Origin of the sequence: Ferrimonas sediminum (assembly GCF_900100175.1) — a bacterium.
Taxonomy (GTDB): Bacteria; Pseudomonadota; Gammaproteobacteria; order Enterobacterales; family Shewanellaceae; genus Ferrimonas; species Ferrimonas sediminum.
Genome location: NZ_FNEM01000016.1, coordinates 64534 through 78389 on the forward strand (window position 1 = coordinate 64534; position 13856 = coordinate 78389).

The following is a 13856-nucleotide window of genomic DNA, read 5'->3' on the forward strand; positions in this document are numbered from 1 at the left end:
AGAGCTGGGATCGAGTGGCTGGCTCCGGTATCCTGACCGCCTTTAACGATGTTGATTGGATGGGTGTGTATGGGTACGGCTGAATCTGCCGATTCCGTGGTGGTGCTGGATTTCGAGACCACTGGATTGTCTCCGGGGCAGGGCGATCGGGCCATCGAGATCGGGGCCGTTAAGTTGCATCAGGGCCAGGTGGTGGATCGGTTTCAGCAACTGATGAATCCGGGGTTTCGGGTCAGTGGCTTTATCGAGAGTTACACCGGCATCAGCAACGCCATGCTTTCCGGTGCACCGGGCTGTGGTGAAGTGATGGACCAGTTTGCCGACTTTATCGCCGGGGCCAACCTGGTGGCCCACAATGCCTCGTTTGACCAGCGCTTTCTTGATGCCGAACTGGCGGCCATCGGCCGGGATTACCAGGGCGGATTCGCCTGCTCCATGCTGATCGCCCGGCGCTGGTATCCGCAGGCGCCGAACCACAAGCTCGGCTCGCTGGTGGCCTATCGACAGATCGAGAACGACGGGGTGTTTCACCGCGCCTTGGCTGACTCCGAAATGACCGCCCGGTTGTGGGTGATGATGGTCAACGAGATGCAGCAGCAACATCGGCTGGCGGGGCTCCATTTTTCCCAGCTGCAGAAGCTGGCCAAAACCCCCAAGGCTAAAGTCGACCACTACCTGGCATCACTGGCCCGTTAACCTAAAGGGGCGTCCGCTGCGGTGTGCCACTGCGCTGCAGCCAGCCTCGCGCCGGCATGCAGGCCGCTGCACAGAGCCGGGAAACGGGGCAGAAACAACGGCCAACTCCTCGAAGGAAGCGGCCATGCCACGAGCACCTTGCTGTTGCCCACCGGAATCTCGTCAGCGGCTGCGAACCGACGTGCTCGGCTGCTTGCGGGCGAGCGGGTGGACTAACCTCGGCGGGGTGACCCGGGGACACATCTTATAGACAAAGCCATAGCGCAGGCGATGATAGTCGCTCAAGAACCCATGGAAGCACTGATGCATCTGCTCCAGCTCCTGACGCCGGAATTCGGCCAGGGGTTGCTGTTGTTCATCCAGGCTGCGGGTGTGGCGTTTGGCCTGTAACCTGGCCTGGTACTGCTCCGACGCCGCCATCGTGGTCGTGTAATCGCTCAGTTGCCGGTGAAACTCGGCCGGTGATCCTGCCAATACCTCATCCACCAACCCCAGCTGAAGGGCCTGGGTACTGCCCACCGGCAGGCAGGCCTGCGTCAGTTGTTGGGCCATCGCTTCGCCCACCCGCTTGGGCAGCGTGTAGGTCCAGTATTCCGAGCCATACAGCCCCATCGACTGATAATGGGGGTTGAGCACCACCCCGTCCCGGGCCACTACGGTATCGCAGGCCAGGGCCATCATCGCGCCGCCGGCTCCGGCATTATTGCCCAGGGCGGCTAGGGTCAGCTTGTCGTCGGTGAGAAGAATCGCCTCGACCACGTCGTTGATGGCGTTGATGTTCTGCCACGACTCGACCGCCGGATCGGCAGCGGCTTCAATGTGGTTGAGGTGAATGCCGTTGCTCCAGAAGTCGTCGCCACCCATCAGTACCAGAACCCGGGTGTCCCGCTGGCAGGCCTGCTGATAGGCCTTCAGCAGCCGTTGGCACTGCTCGGTGCCCATGGCACCGTTGTGAAAATTGAACCACAGGTAGCCCACGTCCCCCTGCTGGCGGTAGCTGATTTCGCTGAAACGGTCCGGGTCGTAGTCCGGTAGCAGCGGCAGTTCGGCCTCGGGCACTTCGGGCAGGTGCGAACCCAGTACCCAGGTGGCGGGCAGCTTGATGTAGCGGTCATCGTCGGTTTTTTGCCGTTTCAGGTGACTGATCCAGATGGCGCCGTCTTTGGTGGCCACACAGATGGCACCATGGCGGGTGGCGAGGATCGATTTGGGCTGTACGCCGGTGAGCCGGGTTTCGCGATGGGCCCCGAACAGGTGCACCGCCAGGCCGCAGAACTCATCCAGCACCCCGGGCGCGCTGTCGGCGGCGTGGATTTTTCGCAGTACGGTGTCGGTGTCGTCTTCGAGCCAGTCGATGCGTCGCTGGGGTTGTTTGATCAGGGGCTTCAGCTCGCCCTTGACGCCGGGGTCGGCATAATTCAGCGGTCGGGGCGAGAATCCTCCCTGGCGCAGGTGATGCATCAACTCGGTCACCAGTCGGGCCGCGGCGGTACTGACCTCCTGACGGTAGAGGCTGGCTTTGGGCGCCGGGCGCATGGGAAAGGGCCGGCTACCCCAGATGTCACCGGCGTCCATCTCCTGATCCGCCTGCAGGGCGGTGACCCCCCAGTCCGGTTGCCGTTCCAGTATGGCCCAGTCCAGTGACGAGGGGCCCCGGTCGCCGGTAATGCCGGGATGAATAATGATGCACAGGTACTTGTGCCAGATGTCATCGGCAATCCGGTGTTTCAGGAACGGGCAAAGGATCAGTTCCGGCTCAAAGTGGTTCAGGGTGCGTCGAAGCTCTCGTTCGTTGGCTGCAAACACCACGCTGACGCAGTGCCCATCGAGGCTAAGCTGTTGATGGATTCGTTGTGATAGGCCATTAAAAGCGGTGACCAACAGTAAAATTCGCATGCTGTCTCGTTTGTGGTAACGGGTGGGCTGAAGCCTGTGGGCGCTTCGGGCTGAGCCGGCACAGACACTCCAGTCGCTGCCGGAGTCTGTCCGACATAGTGACCCATTCTTTTTCGCTTGGGTATGGACAAAACCCCACCTGGATCACAAATGTGGCATTTTTGATGATCCTTTTGTTGTGGTTGTGATGAAAAAGTGTGAACCGCCTCCGGACACGTTAAGGCTCCGTGACGGCGTAGCGGACAGGCCGGAACCGGTGAACCTTTATCGACCCGGCAGGCTCTAATGCCACAGGTGAGTAAAATCAGGAGAACAGAATGGATTTCAAAGGGCTACTGAATCAGGTGATGGCGTCTGGCGGCGATCTGGCCCGACAGGCGAAAACCAGCATGGGACCGGCCAACTCAAGCGGTGGCAACGGCATGTCGGACATGACCAAGGGGGCCATCGGAGGTGCCGTGGGCGGCAGTCTGCTGACCATGCTGGTGGGAACGAAAAAGGGTCGCAAGATGGGGAAAAAGGCCGCCAAACTGGGTGGTGCGGCGGCGTTAGGAGGGTTGGCTTTTAAGGTTTTCAACGACTGGCAGTCCAACCAGCAGGCGCAGCCCCAGTCTGCCGCGGCCCCTCCGGCGACTCCGGCTCAGACTCAGCCTGCTCCGGCATTGCCGCCGCAAACGGAGCAGCACTCCATGGTGGTGCTTAAGGCGATGATCGCCGCGGCCAAGTCCGACGGTCATGTGGATGATGATGAAAAAAGGCGCATTTTTCAGGCGGTACAGGCCATGGGGGCCAGCGCCGAAGTCACGGCTTTTGTGCAGCAGGAGTTGGATAAACCGCTAGACCCAGCCGAGATTGCCCGTGGCGTAAGCTCCCCCCAGGAAGCGTCCGAGGTGTACCTCGCTTCAGTGTTGATGGTAGATGAACAGAACTTCATGGAGCAGACCTATCTGAAGGAGCTGGCCAGCCAGTTGCAGCTGCAGCCGGAGTTGGTGGCCCAACTGGAGGCTCAGGTCGCCTGAGCGTCCAGTGCAACCTGTTCATAAAAAAGCCCGGCATTCATGCCGGGCTTTTTGTTGTCGCTGGTCAGTGTCAGACCTCTGACTCGGTTTTTGCCTCACCGATGGCGTGCTTGGCCTGGCGTTCTCGCTTGCTGAACAGGCGCTCAACGATGACGAAGAACAGCGGAATAAAGAAGATCCCCAGGAAGGTGGAGCTCATCATGCCGCCCAGTACCCCGGTACCGATGGCGTTTTGAGCCCCGGAGCCAACGCCGGTACTGATGGCCAGCGGCACCACACCCAGGCCAAAGGCCAGGGAGGTCATCAGAATCGGACGCAGACGCACCCGCACCGCGTGCAAGGTGGCCTCAATCAGGCCGGCGCCTTTCTCATAGTATTCCTTGGCAAACTCCACAATCAGAATGGCGTTCTTGGTGGCCAGGCCAACGGTGGTCAGCAGCCCTACCTGGAAGAAGACGTCGTTGGACAGGCCACGGCCATAGGTCGCCAGCAGGGCACCGATAACGCCCAGGGGCACCACCAGAATCACCGCAAAGGGCACCGACCAGCTTTCGTACAGTGCCGCCAGAACCAGGAACACCACCAGAATCGACAGGGCATACAGGGCCGGAGCCTGGTTGCCGGACAAGCGCTCTTCATAGGAGAGGCCGTTCCACTCGATGCCGAAGCCCGGAGGCAACTGCTTGGCCAGGTCTTCCATGATGTCCATGGCCGCACCGGTACTGAAGCCGGGCGCGGTGGCACCCTGAATGTTCAGCGCCGGCAGACCGCCAAAGCGTTCCAGGCGGGGGGAGCCGTACTCCCAGCTGCCGGTGGCAAAGGCGGAGAAGGGCACCATCTCACCCTGGCTGTTGCGCACGTACCAGGCATTGAGGTCATCCGGCTGCATCCGGTATTCCGGTTCACCCTGAACAAACACCTTCTTTACCCGGCCGCGGTCGATGAAATCGTTGACGTAGGAGCTGCCCCAGGCGGTGGCCAGGGAGGCATTGACGTCGTTGATGTTCAGGCTCAGCGCCCGCAGTTTGCCATGGTCAATGTGCAGCTGGTACTGGGGTGCGTCTTCCTGACCATTGGGCCGTACGCCCACCAGGTTGGGGTTTTGCGCCGCCAGACCCAGCAACTGGTTGCGGGCGGCCATCAGGGCCTCGTGTCCCTGACCGTTTTTATCCTGCAGGTAGAGATCAAAGCCGTTGGCGGTGCCCAGTTCCAGTACCGCCGGAGGCACGAAGGCAAACACCATCGCCTCCTTGATCTGCGAGAAGGCGCCCATGGCCCGGCCGGCGACCGACTGCACATCGGTGCCGGCGGCGGTGCGCTCATCCCAAGGCTTCATGTTCACGAACGCCAGACCCATGTTCTGACCCATACCGGCAAAGGAGAAGCCGGATACGGTAAACACCGATTCTACCGAGTCCCCCTCCTGCTCCAGCAGGTAGTCTTCGACCTTCTCCAGTACGTGCAGGGTGCTTTCCTGGGTGGAGTTCGGTGGCAGAATCGCCTGCACAAACATCACCCCCTGATCTTCATCGGGCAGGAAGGCGGTGGGCATGCGCATGAAGACCCAGGCGGTGGCAACCACCAGGGCCAGGTAGATGAAAAACACCCGGCCGGTTCGTTTCAGAATGCCACCGACGGTGCCCTCGTAGCGATTGGTCCAGCGATCAAAAGTGCGGTTAAACCAGCCAAAGAAGCCTTTGTCGGTATAAGCATGGCCCTTCTTGACCGGTTTGAGCATGGTGGCGCACAGGGCCGGCGTCAGGATGATGGCCACCAGCACCGACAGCGCCATGGCGGAGACGATGGTGATGGAGAACTGACGGTAGATCACACCGGTGGAACCGGACATGAAGGCCATGGGCACAAATACGGCCGACAGGGTCAGGCCGATGCCCACCAGGGCGCCGGTGATCTGATCCATGGATTTTCGGGTGGCTTCCAGCGGGCTGCAGCCCTCCTCGGACATCACCCGTTCGACGTTTTCCACCACCACGATGGCATCATCCACCAGCAAGCCGATGGCCAGCACCATGGCAAACATGGTCAGGGTGTTGATGGAGAAACCGGTGGCGGCCAGAATGCCGAAGGTGCCAAGCAGTACCACGGGTACCGCGATCATAGGAATCAGGGTAGCGCGGAAGTTCTGCAGGAACAGGTACATGATCAAAAAGACCAGGACAATCGCTTCCAGCAGGGTGTGCACTACGCCTTCGATGGACTTGCCGACGAATGGGGTGGTATCAAACGGCAGCACCACGTCCAGCCCCTGGGGGAAGAACGGCTTCATCTCCTCGATCTGGTTCATGACCCGCTCGGCGGTGTCCAGCGCGTTGGCACCGGTGGCCAGTTGAATCGCCAGGCCGGAGGCAGGCTGACCGTTGTAGAACGAGGTCACCGAATAGCTTTCGGCGCCCACTTCCACCCGGGCAACGTCACCCAGGAACACCTTGGCGCCGCTGGAGTCGGACTTCAGCACGATGTCGCGGAACTCTTGTGGCGTCTGCAGACGGGACTGAGCCGACACTGTGGCGTTGAGCTGCTGGCCTTGTACAGAGGGAGTCCCCCCCAACTGACCGGCGGAGACCTGAGCATTCTGCTCACGGATGGCGGCGACCACGTCATTGGTGGAGAGGCTGAACTGGTTCAGCTTCAGCGGATCCAGCCAGATGCGCATGGCGTACTGGGCCCCAAACAGGGTGATGTCGCCCACTCCGGCCACCCGGCTCATGGGATCCTGAATGTTGGCGGCCACGTAGTCGGCGATGTCCGCCTTATTCATGGAGCCATCCTGGGACACGAAGCCCAGAACCATCAGGAAGCCACTGCTGGTTTTGTTGACGCTGATGCCCTGGGCCTGAACCTCCTGGGGCAGCAACGGCATAGCCAGTTGCAACTTGTTCTGAACCTGCACCTGAGCGATGTCGGCATCGGCTTCGGCGTTAAAGGTCAGGGTAATGGTGGCGTTACCAAAGCTGTCGCTCTGGGAGGCGATGTAGCGCAGATGATCCAGACCGGTCATCCGCTGCTCGATCACCTGGGTAACCGTGTCTTCCACCGTCTTGGCCGAGGCACCCGGGTAGGTGGCATTGATCTCAATGGTCGGTGGCGCAATGCTGGGGTACTGAGACACCGGCAACGTGGTGATAGCCAGCGCACCCGCCAGCATCACGATGATGGCGATCACCCAGGCAAAAATGGGGCGATCGATGAAAAAACGAGCCATGTATCGTTCCCGTTAGTTAGCTGCGTGAGCAGTGATTTCCTGAATCGTCACCGAGGCACCGGGACGAACACGTTGCAACCCTTCGGTGATCACCTTGTCGCCGGCCTGCAGGCCAGCGAGGATGCGCCATTGATGATCGATCGCCTGGGCGGTGACCACATTGCGGGCTTCGACCTTGTTGTCGGCGGTGACCACCATGGCCCGCCCTTCACCCCTTGGGGTACGGCTGACGGCCTTCTGCGGAACCAGGATGGCGTTGGGATCGGTTCCTACGGTCATGCGGGTTCGGACAAACATGCCGGGCAGCAGGATGCCGTCCGGATTGGGGAATTCTGCCCGCATGGTCACCGAACCGGTGCCCTCGTCGACGGTGACTTCGGCAAACTTCAGGCTGCCTGGATGCTGGTATTCGCTGCCGTCCTCGAGAATCAGGGTCACCAGGGTGGTCTCGGATTGCTGCAGGGCACCGGACGCCAACTGGGACTTCAATTTCAACATCTCGGTGCTGGATTGAACGATGTCGATGTTGATCGGATCCAGCTGGGAGATCTGGGCCAGCGCCTGGGATTGGTTGGCGGTGACCAGCGCCCCCGGAGTGACATCGGAACGGCTGATATGGCCAGAGATCGGTGCTTCTACCTTGGTGTAGGCCAGGTTGATTTCAGCTTGGTTGATGGCGGCTTTGGCCATCTCGACGCTGGCCTTGGCTTCCAGGTGGGCGGCTTCAGCCAGGTCGAAGTCCTGCTTGCTGATGGAGTTGGAGCCGATCAGCTCGCGATAGCGCTCGGCGGTGGCCCGGGTGGAGATTTCGTTGGCCTTGGCTCGCTCCAGATCCGCCTTGGCGCTGATCAGTGCCGCTTGATAAGGGGCTGCGTCGATCTGATACAGAGACTGACCGGCCGTGACATTGCCGCCTTCGGTAAAGCTGCGGGCTTCAATGACGCCACTGACCTGGGGACGAACCTCTGCTTTCATAAATGCGCGCGTACGTCCAGGCAGTTCAACGGTGATCTCCTGGGACTGCGGCTCGACGGTAAAGACATTAACTTCGGTGGTGCGCGGGCCAGCTGGGCCTTGAGGGCCGTTGCCCTCTGAGTTACAAGCCGTTACCCATAATGCTGCAGAGATAACTGCAGCCATTTTCAGCGTTTGCCGCATCAGGACTCCTAAACAGAACGGTGTACTCTGCGCCCAAAGCACAGCAATGGGCACAAAAATTGGAAAGATTTTGATAATAGTGCATTTATCTCATATTCAATGGGGCTGAAACAAGGTGCGAAGAACAGGAAAAGTGTAAACGAATAAAATAGCCATCCTTGATAAATTCATCACTGTTGCGGTTTTGTTGAATAGTTAAAAGATTCAGACTTGATTATCACTGAAAATCTCAGCCAGATTCCGCAACTTGATATTTGATTGATTAAATACTCTTAATTATCATCATCTTATGTTTCCCCCCAAGGAATCGGCAAACTGATTTGATTGCTCACGGAAGCTTTTTTTTGTCAATGAAAAGTTTGGCTAAATCGAGATTTTAGTTGGGGTAATATTGCTCGCGAATTGCCATTGTATTCAGGCTTCATTCAGTATTATTTAGGCTCGAAATATTTGGCATTAGTTTTATCCCTCGATCTGTCTATAGGGATTCCATCACTCTTTTAGCCATATTCAACTTATTGTTGCCCTGTCATCAATGCCCAGGCTTAGCCTAATGACTCCGAATAGTCGGAGTGATCGTGGCCCTGTCTTCACCATCATTCGGACTGGGGTGGATTCAACAGGCTTAGTGTCCCCTCCTGACTGGTGTTAATAAAAGGTAATGGCGCAATGGGATCCTGGCCGCAGAAATGGCCAGAATTGGCGCCGGCTGACACTCTTTACTGCGACTTTGTGAAACTTTTTGTGTCCGGGGGAGATCTTCTCTATATTGCGCGGGTTTTACTGCCGTCCTGATGCGCCCTCCGAGCCATCGGCGGCGGCTCTGTACAGCCAACAATAATGAGACCGCGGTGCCCATGATGGCCGGCGGCAATAACAAGGTAGACCCTACAATGAAGAAAACCACCCTGGCGCTGGCTTTGCTGGCGTCCATGTCTGCGTACGCCGAAAGCCCCATTCAATGGTGGGACGCCAGTGCCACCCTGCTGCACGGCGAAGACTATGATCTGGCCCCTTCCCATCGCCAGACTACCCTGACCCTGGAAACTGCCGGTGGTTGGAGTTACGGTGACTGGTTCGCGTTTTACGATTTCATCGAGTTCAATGGCACCAGTGAGTCGGCCTCATACGGCGAGATCTCGCCCCGCTTCAGCTTTGGCAAGATGCTGGGGACGGATCTGGGCATGGGACCGGTGACCGATCTGTCTCTGGCACTGACCTACGAAACCGGCAAAGGCCCGGTTGAGAGTTTCCTGTATGGTGTCGGTGCCGACCTGGCCCTGCCTGGGTTCACCTATTTCCAGCTGAATGCCTATAAGCGTGATGCCATCAGCGATGGCAATATCAGCGACGGCTGGCAGTTGACGCCGGTGTTCCGGGTCGACATTCCTGTTGGTGACGCGAACCTGGTCGTCGACGGTTTCATCGATTGGGTGGTGGCCGCCGACAATGATGGTTACGAAGAGAATCTGCATTTCAACCCACAGATCAAGTACGACCTGGGCCGGTCCCTGTTTGGTGAAGCCAAATCCAACACCCTGCTGGTGGGCATCGAGTACGATTACTGGCAGAACAAATACGGTGTCGATGGCATCGATCAAAACACCTACTCGTTCATCGTGAAGTACCACCTGTAACGGGGGAACGATGATAAGGGGCCGAATGGCCCCTTTTTATTGTCTGTCGTACCGTCACTGTCCGATACTGATGTTGTATCCACAGTGGGAGAATGCCGTGCTCAGATTTGATGTGTTTGGAATTCGAATGTCGGTGCTCAGGCAGGACGATGAGTGGCTACTGTTTCGCGACGCCGACTGTGGCGTCCGGGCACGGGTGTACGAGGTGGTGATTCCGCCGCAGTTGACCGAAGCGGAACTGCGGCGCTATCTGGATGACGTGTTTCATGAACGAGCCAGTCTCCGCCATCCGTCGGTACGCCGGCTCTAGCCCGCTCCGTTGAAGGAGCGGGCTGGGGCGGGTTATGACTCCACCGCATCCAGTGCCTGGCTGACGTCGGCGATGATGTCGTCGATGTTCTCGATGCCCACGGAGATGCGTATCAGATCCTCGCTGACGCCGGCGGCCGCCAGCTCCTGCGGGTTCAGTTGCCGGTGAGTGGTGGTGGCCGGGTGGCAGGCCAGGGATTTGGCGTCGCCGATGTTCACCAGCCTCAGGATCATCTTCAGGGCATCGATAAACTGGGCGCCCGCCTGGCGTCCGCCTTTAATACCAAAGCTCAAAATGCCCGAGGCCTTGCCGCCACAGATGCTCTTGCAGGTTTCGAAATAGGGGCTGTTGGGCAGGGCGGCGTAGTTGACCCAGTTTACCTTGAAGTGATCGGTCAGATAGGCCGCCAGCTTTTCGGCATTCTTGCAGTGGCGTTCCATTCTCAGCCCCAGGGTTTCCAGTCCCTGCAGAATCAGAAAGGCGTTATGGGGGGAGAGGGCGGCGCCGGTATTGCGCAGCGGTACCACCCGGCAACGGCCGATAAAGGCCGCGTCACCCAGGGCCTCGGTGTACACCACGCCGTGGTAGGAGGGATCCGGTTCATTAAGAATCGGGAAACGGGCTTTGTTGGCCACCCAGTCAAACTTGCCTGAGTCGACAATGATGCCCCCCACCGCAGTGCCGTGGCCGCCGATGTATTTGGTCAGTGAGTGGATCACAATGTGGGCACCCAGTTCAAAGGGGCGGCACAGGAACGGGGTGGCGACGGTGTTGTCGACAATCAGCGGGACACCGTGGCGGTTGGCAATCTCTGCCAGCTTTTTCAGGTCAACCACATTCCCGGCGGGGTTGCCGATGGACTCGCAAAAAATCGCTTTGGTGTTGGCATCGATGGCGGCCTCAAAGCCGTCGAAGTCGTCCGCCGATACCATCCGCGTTTCAATCCCCTGTTTAGGCAAGGTGTGGGCAAACAGGTTGTAGGTACCACCGTACAGCTGGCTGGTGCTGACGATGTTGGACCCCACTTCGCACAGGCATTGAATGGCGTAAGTGATGGCCGCCATGCCCGACGCCAGCGCCAGGGCGCCAATGCCTCCCTCCATGGCCGCCACACGCTGCTCCAGCACTGCGGTGGTCGGGTTCATGATGCGGGTGTAGATGTTGCCGGCGACCTTAAGGTCAAACAGGTCGGCCCCGTGCTGAGTGTCGTCAAAGGTGTAGGAGGTGGTCTGATAGATCGGCACCGCCGCCGCCTTGGTGGTGGCTTCAGATTCATAGCCGTGGTGCAGGGCAAGGGACTCCAGCTTCATGCTATTACTTCCTGTTTCTACTAGTGGAACCTTTAAACATACCACCCAATGAAGAATAATAAATAGTCAAAAATGGCAAATAACTATCCGAAACTGGTTATGACATCATCGCTCCGCCGCGGTGGCAGACTGGTGTCGGTTTTGCTGGGTCACCGCGGTTTTGTGGCATCAGAGTTTGTGGAACGCCTTGAGGAAGGCGTTCTTACCTTGCTCAAATTTTTGGTGTTGAGGGTGATTCATCGGTCGTCTGGGTTCGTCGAAAGCCGGCATCACATAGCCCCAGTTGGAGTTGCGGGCAAAATACACCACCACATTGACGTGACTCTCCTTCCAGCGATTTTCAACCATATGATCATCGCCCTTGGCTTCGGCGGTTTTCACCTGAATTCGGTGAAAGTGTGGCCCGTCCGAGATCAGGATGTCGGTGGCGTGGCCATTGTCCAGTACCGGAGTAAATACCTGCCAGCCATCCTGCATTAGCCAGGAGATCACCCGGCTTTCAAACGAGGTGTTGATCAGTGCCTGGTGAGTGCCAGCTTTGGTCGAGGTGGTTCGAATGGGCATGAAGGCTCCTGTGGCGGCGACAAGGGGTGCTGTTAGCATAGCCAATGGTTGGCCGCGTCGTGGTAGGGCGACTTACAATGGCTTACGTTCGCTTGCCGGGCCTTACCCCTATGAAATCCGGGGGCTGGGATACTGTCGATAACACTTCGTTTATTTACAGGCACAACAGGAGGCGCCATGAGCGCACAACCTTGGGCAGTGTTGACCGCCCTGGCACTACTGGCACTGAGTGGATGCAATGGCAGCAGCGGTGGCTCAACCACCACCACACCGGCTCCGGATAACGGCAACCGCGCCCTGGAGAAGGCGTTCCCCCTGCACACCAGTGTGTTTGGGGTCAGTATTCGGGCCACCAGCAACACCGACAAGGCCAAGGTGCTGCATGCGGCCAATGTGATGGCGCAGTACCTGGACAATGATGAAAACGGTCTGGCGGACAACCAGGCGGTGGTGGACGAGTTGGTGAAAAAACAGGCCACCCTGATCATGGTACCGACGGAAGCCGATCTCGAGACGGTCGGCGCCGGACTGGGTCATCGGGGCGCGCTGCAGGATCTGTACGGCTCTGAGGTGCACCCTCAGGGATCGACACCGGGGCAGTTTGACGCCACCCTGGAGGAGGTGTTGCACCTCATCACCCACGAAGGCTATGCCTCGGTGTACCCGCAGATCTTCGGTGAGATGGCGGAATCGCAGATTGCCGATGCCATGGATCAGGCCCGAGGCGGTCGCTTTGAGTCGATTCCGGCCAGTTACCCGGTCGGTGCCTGGTATACCTACGACGATGACAGCTGCGACTACAGCTGCATGGTGACCGAGTACACCTATTGGGCACTGACCTCGTTGCTGGGAGGCCAGAGCCATTCGGGGCGGCTCGAGGAGATTCAGCACGAGTGGAGCCTCAATACCCCGCAGAAGGTGAAGTTGGGCGACCCGGCTGTCTATACCCTGCTGACCAACGGTGAATACGGGCTGGCAACGGTGTTGCCGGACGGGCACTACGATTACCAGACCTTCACCCTCAGCGGTGACTGACAGAGACGCAAAAAAAACCGGCCATGGGCCGGTTTTTTTCTGGTGACACCCGGGCGGCTTAGCCCGCCAGAACCTGAGTGACCCAGGGCAGCATCTGCTTCTTGCGGCTCAGGAAGCCTTCGAATACCAGACTGCCGTTGTTGGCAGCTGTAATGGTGTCGGCCAGTGGGCCGGCAACCATCAGAGTGGTTTCTTCGGTGCGGATATTGGTCAGCATCAGGGCAATCAGATCCAGGCCTTTTTCGGCCACACGCTGATCCATCAATGCCTGCAGGTTGGCCAGCTCGTGCTCAACCTGGCCGTAATCTGCCAGTTCCAGCTGGCCCAGGTTGGTGGACTTGCCGGCAATCTCGTAGCCTTTAACGTCTTTGTCCAGCAGGGCTTCGGTGCTCAGGCCTTCAACGTTGGTTTTGGCCGCCAGCAGATCCGCCAGGAAGGGCTCGACTTCGATACCGGCCAGCGGGGCCAGCAGCTCGACGATCTCGGCGTCACGCTCGGTGGTGGTGGGCGACTTCAGGCCGACGGTGTCGGACAGCAGGGCACCAATCATCAGGCGGGCCATGGGCTGAGGAATCTCAACCTTGTGAATGCCACACAACTCAAACAGCACCGATGCGGAGGAACCCAGAGGCATCAGCCAGGCCTCCAGCGGTGCGGCGCTGGTGAGGGTACCCAGACGGTGATGGTCGACAATACCCACCAGGTCGGCGTCATTGATGTCGTCCGGGGCTTGCTCCGCTTCACTGTAGTCGACCAGGTACACCTGCTCGCCTTTCAGTGGTTTCTCCAGCAGTGGTGGAACCTCCACGCCGGCGAAATCGAAGATGAACTGGGTTTCACGGCTGATTTCACCCAGGCGGAAAGGGGTGGCTTGCTTGCCACGGGCGCCCAGCCAGTGGGTGGCGATGACTGCGGAGCATACGCAATCGCTATCAGGGCTCTTGTGGCCAAATACGTTGATCATTGAGGATTCCTTAAAACTACCGCGGGCGCAGCTGTGGCCCAGCT

11 protein-coding genes are annotated in these 13856 nt (G+C 58.8%); 5 read left to right on the forward strand and 6 right to left on the reverse strand.

All coding sequences use genetic code 11. The annotated features are described in order from the left end of the window. Positions 1-69: 69 nt before the first annotated feature. Positions 70-696: a 3'-5' exonuclease gene (locus tag BLT77_RS15785; protein WP_090367184.1), complete on the forward strand. Its 627-nt coding sequence runs from the start codon at positions 70-72 to the stop codon at positions 694-696. Positions 697-858: 162 nt separating this feature from the next. Here BLT77_RS15785 and BLT77_RS15790 read toward each other — a convergent pair whose 3' ends face one another. Next, complete coding sequence (locus BLT77_RS15790; RefSeq protein WP_090367186.1) at positions 859-2592, reverse strand: enoyl-CoA hydratase-related protein; 1734 nt, start codon at positions 2590-2592, stop codon at positions 859-861. Positions 2593-2909: 317 nt separating this feature from the next. Between BLT77_RS15790 and BLT77_RS15795 the strand changes: the two genes are divergently transcribed. Beyond that, positions 2910-3611, forward strand: a complete 702-nt coding sequence (locus BLT77_RS15795) for a tellurite resistance TerB family protein (RefSeq protein ID WP_090367188.1) — start codon at positions 2910-2912, stop codon at positions 3609-3611. A gap of 70 nt (positions 3612-3681) precedes the next feature. On the opposite strand, the gene BLT77_RS15800 is transcribed toward BLT77_RS15795, so the two are convergent. Further along, positions 3682-6834 (reverse strand): efflux RND transporter permease subunit, encoded by a 3153-nt coding sequence (locus BLT77_RS15800; protein WP_090367190.1) that lies wholly within the window; start codon positions 6832-6834, stop codon positions 3682-3684. A 12-nt stretch (positions 6835-6846) separates the two neighbouring features. After that, positions 6847-7992 (reverse strand): efflux RND transporter periplasmic adaptor subunit, encoded by a 1146-nt coding sequence (locus tag BLT77_RS15805; protein WP_245709973.1) that lies wholly within the window; start codon positions 7990-7992, stop codon positions 6847-6849. Positions 7993-8885: 893 nt separating this feature from the next. Here BLT77_RS15805 and BLT77_RS15810 point away from each other — a divergent pair. After that, the gene (locus tag BLT77_RS15810; protein ID WP_090367238.1) at positions 8886-9629 is read left to right on the forward strand and encodes an outer membrane protein OmpK; all 744 of its coding nucleotides are present in this window, start codon (positions 8886-8888) and stop codon (positions 9627-9629) included. A 97-nt stretch (positions 9630-9726) separates the two neighbouring features. Next, a complete protein-coding gene (locus BLT77_RS15815) occupies positions 9727-9939 on the forward strand; it encodes a DUF7661 family protein (protein ID WP_218126942.1) in 213 nt (70 codons plus the stop codon). A 32-nt stretch (positions 9940-9971) separates the two neighbouring features. Here BLT77_RS15815 and BLT77_RS15820 read toward each other — a convergent pair whose 3' ends face one another. Together BLT77_RS15820 and BLT77_RS15825 are read right to left on the reverse strand one after the other, a co-directional pair. After that, a complete protein-coding gene (locus tag BLT77_RS15820; RefSeq protein WP_090367192.1) occupies positions 9972-11249 on the reverse strand; it encodes an O-acetylhomoserine aminocarboxypropyltransferase/cysteine synthase family protein in 1278 nt (425 codons plus the stop codon). 168 nt (positions 11250-11417) lie between these two features. Continuing rightward, positions 11418-11813, reverse strand: a complete 396-nt coding sequence (locus BLT77_RS15825; protein ID WP_090367194.1) for a group I intron-associated PD-(D/E)XK endonuclease — start codon at positions 11811-11813, stop codon at positions 11418-11420. Between the two features lie 177 nt (positions 11814-11990). Here BLT77_RS15825 and BLT77_RS15830 point away from each other — a divergent pair, with 177 nt between their 5' ends. Beyond that, positions 11991-12848, forward strand: a complete 858-nt coding sequence (locus BLT77_RS15830; protein WP_090367196.1) for a hypothetical protein — start codon at positions 11991-11993, stop codon at positions 12846-12848. Between the two features lie 58 nt (positions 12849-12906). On the opposite strand, the gene BLT77_RS15835 is transcribed toward BLT77_RS15830, so the two are convergent. Beyond that, positions 12907-13812 carry a manganese-dependent inorganic pyrophosphatase gene (locus BLT77_RS15835; RefSeq protein WP_090367197.1) on the reverse strand — a complete coding sequence of 302 codons (906 nt, stop codon included), beginning with the start codon at positions 13810-13812 and terminating at the stop codon, positions 12907-12909. Positions 13813-13856: the final 44 nt, after the last annotated feature.

What these genes read in the sequence shown, in the direction of transcription:
- BLT77_RS15785 (WP_090367184.1), top strand. Translation starts at nt 70, where the DNA reads ATGGGTACGGCTGAATCTGCCGATTCCGTGGTGGTGCTGGATTTCGAG.
- BLT77_RS15790 (WP_090367186.1), bottom strand. Translation starts at nt 2,592, where the DNA reads ATGCGAATTTTACTGTTGGTCACCGCTTTTAATGGCCTATCACAACGA.
- BLT77_RS15795 (WP_090367188.1), top strand. Translation starts at nt 2,910, where the DNA reads ATGGATTTCAAAGGGCTACTGAATCAGGTGATGGCGTCTGGCGGCGAT.
- BLT77_RS15800 (WP_090367190.1), bottom strand. Translation starts at nt 6,834, where the DNA reads ATGGCTCGTTTTTTCATCGATCGCCCCATTTTTGCCTGGGTGATCGCC.
- BLT77_RS15805 (WP_245709973.1), bottom strand. Translation starts at nt 7,992, where the DNA reads ATGCGGCAAACGCTGAAAATGGCTGCAGTTATCTCTGCAGCATTATGG.
- BLT77_RS15810 (WP_090367238.1), top strand. Translation starts at nt 8,886, where the DNA reads ATGAAGAAAACCACCCTGGCGCTGGCTTTGCTGGCGTCCATGTCTGCG.
- BLT77_RS15820 (WP_090367192.1), bottom strand. Translation starts at nt 11,249, where the DNA reads ATGAAGCTGGAGTCCCTTGCCCTGCACCACGGCTATGAATCTGAAGCC.
- BLT77_RS15825 (WP_090367194.1), bottom strand. Translation starts at nt 11,813, where the DNA reads ATGCCCATTCGAACCACCTCGACCAAAGCTGGCACTCACCAGGCACTG.
- BLT77_RS15830 (WP_090367196.1), top strand. Translation starts at nt 11,991, where the DNA reads ATGAGCGCACAACCTTGGGCAGTGTTGACCGCCCTGGCACTACTGGCA.
- BLT77_RS15835 (WP_090367197.1), bottom strand. Translation starts at nt 13,812, where the DNA reads ATGATCAACGTATTTGGCCACAAGAGCCCTGATAGCGATTGCGTATGC.